Here is a 4,217-nt window from a genome sequence, read left to right as displayed (position 1 = left end):
CTAACACTTTCTGGTATAGTTCACTTATCATTTTCGTTATTTAGGTCATATATGGTAAATATGACTTATCTTTTTTGGGAGTCTGTGTCTGTATTCCATGCTACATAAGCTTTTCAGCTTGCTTGTCCCCCTGTCAGGCATGAAACCCAACGCCCGATTATGTTACGCTACCGCTAACCCATCCTACAAATAATTGTGCCTCCCTACTTACAGCTTTGTTTGTTGCCTGTTCTTTTATCGACCTAGACCCATATTAGATGCGCGGGCAACTTATTCAGACAGCATTGTTCCTGTTAACTTAAATTAACTTTGTTGGCAAAAGTGAATCGGAACAAGGGTTTTCCGCTAAGATGATAATGATTATTGTTCTAATTAAAGAGAGAAATCATGGTTCTACAGGTCTCTATTGCCTCCTCTCTCCTTAATTGCAGGAAAAGGAATTTTTCAGAATAGTTTTGTTAGTGGTGCCACTGGGGAGGAATATAGCAATCTACTGATGCAATCAGTGGCAACTATTAATAATTCCTCTGACTTGGGAGAACAAGCTCTTTTTAACAGTTCTGGGGGACGGTGGAATCGGTCTTTAGGTAATGCCAACCTATCCTTACAACTGTTAGAGATTAGTGATGGATTAACCGTAGCTAACTCTTTAGGACAGACAATTTTAGCTAATGCTGGCGATATCTATGCGATCGGGACTGGTGATAACTTCTCCTTTTTACCGAAGTTTCTTGCCTCTCGACCGGGAAAATATTCAGCCAGTTTTAAGCTGGTAGATCTTAGCCTTTCTTGGGGAGAGTCAGGAATTTTTAACCTAGATTTTCAAACAGTTCCCGAACCATCAACTCTGATCGCCTTAATACTGTTCGGGTCAGTTTTATTAACTCGATCGAGTAGTAAAAACTAAAACCAATCGGTTTTGGAGAGAGCAAAATTATCCCCAAAACCGCTCCAGATCGACATCGGCTTTGTTGAAATGGAAAACAGGAATTATTCCCTAAAAAACTGGCAACTTTTTTGACTATAATAACGACAAGATTATCAGTATAGTTTTAAACTATCCTAGGATAAGCCCTATCTCGATCGCAATATATATTTATGAAATTTAGTGAAATTGCCCAAAAATTAAGTCCTTTAGTACAATCCCAGAGTTTGACCGCCTATCCCGACAGAAATCCCCAAATTAAAGCCATAACTCCCATCGAAACCGCCCTAGTCGATACCATTAGCTATATCGAAGGGGGAAAATTTGCTGCCTTTGTCGCCAAAACTGACGCTACTGCCCTAATTCTGCCCCTGGATACCAATTTACAACAACAGGCCGACGAACGCGGCATCGCTTGGTTAGCTAGTGCCAATCCCCGACTTTTATTCGCCCACGCCATCAAATTATTCTATCAACCCTTTCAGCCCCAACCCTACATTCACGCCACCGCCGTGGTGCATCCATCGGCTAAAATCGGCCATAAAGTCGCCATCGGGGCCCATGCCGTGGTAGAAGCCAATGTCACCCTCGGTGATGGGGTGTGCATTCATCCTAACGCCGTTATTTACCCCGGAGTGCATATTGGTGATCGCACAATTCTCCACGCTAACTGTACCATCCATGAACGGGTACAAATCGGCAATGATTGCGTTATCCACAGTGGCGCTGTTATTGGTGCGGAGGGCTTCGGTTTTGTGCCAGTTCCCGAAGGCTGGTTTAAGATGGAACAATCGGGTATCGTGGTCTTAGAAGATGGGGTAGAAATTGGCTGTAATAGCACGGTTGATCGTCCGGCAGTGGGAGAAACCCGCATCGGTAGCCAGACTAAGATCGATAATCTCGTCCATATTGCCCATAATTGCCAAATTGGCCAAGCTTGCGCCCTAGCAGGACAGGTGGGCATGGCAGGAGGCGTAAAATTGGGCAATCGCGTTATTTTAGCAGGACAGGTGGGCATTGCCAATCAAGCCGTGATCGGGGACGGTGCGATCGCAACAGCCCAAACCGGCATTCACAACGATATCGGGGCAGGAGAAGTGGTTTCTGGCTCTCCCGCTATGCCGCATAAACTATTCCTCAAGGTAGCAGCCGCTTACAAGCGTTTACCCGAAATCTATCAAGCGGTTAAGCAATTAAAAAAATAGCCCTATTCAGGAGTCAGGAGACAGGAGTCAGGAGATTATTTTTATTTATTCTCCCTTCTCCCCACTTCCCCACTTCCCCACTTCCCCACTTCCCCACTTCCCCACTTCCCCACTTCCCCACTTCCCCACTTCCCCACTTCCCCATCTCCCCACTGACTGATAACTGATAACTGATAACTGATAACTGATAACTGATAACTGATAACTGATAACTGATAACTGATAACTGATAACTGATAACTGATAACTGATAACTGATAACTGATAACTGAATCAAAGTGACTCGCAAAAGCAAGGGCGCTATCGCCGCAGGACATCCAAAAACTGCCGAAGCTGGACAATTAATCTTAGAAATGGGCGGAAATGCCTTCGATGCGATAGTTGGCTCGATTTTAGCGGCTTTCGTGGTCGAATTCACCCTCGCTTCGGCGGGGGGCGGCGGTTTTTTACTAGCACATACCAAAGAAAAAGTCAATACCCTTTTTGATTTTTTTTGTCAAACTCCAAAATATAAAAAACCCTTGACAAATATCGACTTTTACCCAGTGGCGATCGATTTTGGTGGTGCTAGTCAAGATTTTCACATTGGCCGAGGTGCGGTCGCTACGACCGGGGCGTTACGGGGATTGGAAACAGTGCAGAAAAAACTGGGAAAATTGCCCTTTGCCGTGGTAGCGGAACCAGCGATCGAATATGCTCGTCAAGGCTACATTTTGAGCCAATATAACGGCTTTTGCCTGGGTTTACTCGCTTCGATCCTGCTCAAAGATAGAGAGGGTTTAAAAGTCTATGCCCCGCAAGGAAAACTCCTCCAAGCTGGCGATCGCTGTGTGATGAGGGATTTTGCCAACAGCTTAGAGGAATTAAGCAAAAAAGGCGTAAAAGACTTTTATGAGGGAGAAATCGCCCACCAAATTGCCAAGGATATGCAGGAGGGTGGTTATCTCACCCTAGAGGATTTAAATCATTACCAAGTCCTTGAGAGAAAACCCCTAAAAAGCCAATATCGAGGTTACGAAATCCTGACTAATCCGCCTCCTAGTTCTGGAGGAATTCTCCTGGCTTTTGCCCTAAAATTACTGGAAAGAGTCAATTTATCGGCTTTAGAGCATCTAGGAGCCAAACATCTGCAAATTTTAACCGAAGTGATGGCCTTAACCAATCAAGCTCGGGCCCAAGGCTACGATAATTTTATCCATCAGGAGGGAATCGAAGATAAGTTCCTCTCACCAGAATTTTTAGGCAAATATCCCAATAAATGGGGCAGTACCACCCATATTAGTGTTATCGATGGGGAAGGTAACGCCGCCAGTGCCACCTTTTCCAACGGCGAAGGATCGGCTTATACCGTGCCGGGGACGGGAATTATGCTCAATAATATGATCGGGGAAGCGGACTTAAATCCCTTTGGTTTTCACAATTGGCCCGTTGATCGTCGTTTATCCTCAATGATGTCGCCGACGATGATTTTAGAGGAAGAAAAGCCGCGATTTGTTCTCGGTTCTGGGGGTTCCAATCGCATTCGCACCGCTATTTTACAGGTTATTAGCAATTTAATCGATTTTCGGCAATCTCTACCCTATGCGATCGCTGCCTCGCGCATACATTGGGAAAATCAACAATTAGGGATTGAAACCCTAGAAGATCGGGAAAATCTGCTCGAAAATCTGGTTTTACCCGCAAATACTCAAGTATCCCGGTGGCAAGAACAAAATATGTTTTTTGGGGGTGTGCATGGGGTGGCAGTGAATGATTGGGGGGAGTTAACCGCTACGGGCGATCCGCGTCGGGATGGAGTAGGCTTAGTGATGGGGGATTTTTAGATAATGGGTACAACTTGCAGGCGTAACCCAAGTGCTTGCAAAACCTTAAGAACTTTAGCAAACTCTGGATTACCCTGATTCGACAAAGATTTATCGAAAATTTGGGTTAAAACCCCGTCCTTTTAGGACGGCTTTAAGCTACAACGGAAAAAGCGATAACCAAGCTAAAAACTGAACCTTGACAACAGATAGTAGGGGGTTTTGTTCAGAAAAGAATTCAAATTCGGCCTTGAACGAGTAAAACTTTCTAGGAAATAAGGTTGA

General features: G+C 44.8%; 4 protein-coding genes. 3 read left to right on the top strand and 1 reads right to left on the bottom strand.

Features of this window, described 5'->3' with window-relative positions; all coding sequences use genetic code 11:
• The first annotated feature begins 406 nt into the window (after positions 1-406).
• Together EWV66_RS11830 and lpxD are read left to right on the top strand one after the other, a co-directional pair.
• The gene (locus EWV66_RS11830; RefSeq protein WP_249265001.1) at positions 407-907 is read left to right on the top strand and encodes an all3515 family Zur-repressed PEP-CTERM protein; all 501 of its coding nucleotides are present in this window, start codon (positions 407-409) and stop codon (positions 905-907) included.
• A gap of 191 nt (positions 908-1,098) precedes the next feature.
• On the top strand, positions 1,099-2,130 hold the full coding sequence (gene lpxD, locus EWV66_RS11825) for a UDP-3-O-(3-hydroxymyristoyl)glucosamine N-acyltransferase (RefSeq protein ID WP_052277221.1): 1,032 nt from the start codon (positions 1,099-1,101) through the stop codon (positions 2,128-2,130).
• Positions 2,131-2,143: 13 nt separating this feature from the next.
• Here lpxD and EWV66_RS11820 read toward each other — a convergent pair whose 3' ends face one another.
• Positions 2,144-2,419 carry a hypothetical protein gene (locus tag EWV66_RS11820; protein ID WP_287115967.1) on the bottom strand — a complete coding sequence of 92 codons (276 nt, stop codon included), beginning with the start codon at positions 2,417-2,419 and terminating at the stop codon, positions 2,144-2,146.
• Here EWV66_RS11820 and ggt point away from each other — a divergent pair.
• Positions 2,409-3,953, top strand: a complete 1,545-nt coding sequence (gene ggt / locus EWV66_RS11815; RefSeq protein ID WP_287108732.1) for a gamma-glutamyltransferase — start codon at positions 2,409-2,411, stop codon at positions 3,951-3,953. The genes EWV66_RS11820 and ggt overlap by 11 nt on opposite strands.
• Positions 3,954-4,217: the final 264 nt, after the last annotated feature.

The organism is Microcystis sp. M_OC_Ca_00000000_C217Col (assembly GCF_007095585.1).
Taxonomy (GTDB): domain Bacteria; phylum Cyanobacteriota; class Cyanobacteriia; order Cyanobacteriales; family Microcystaceae; genus Microcystis; species Microcystis panniformis.
This window is presented reverse-complemented; position numbering and strand designations above follow the sequence as displayed.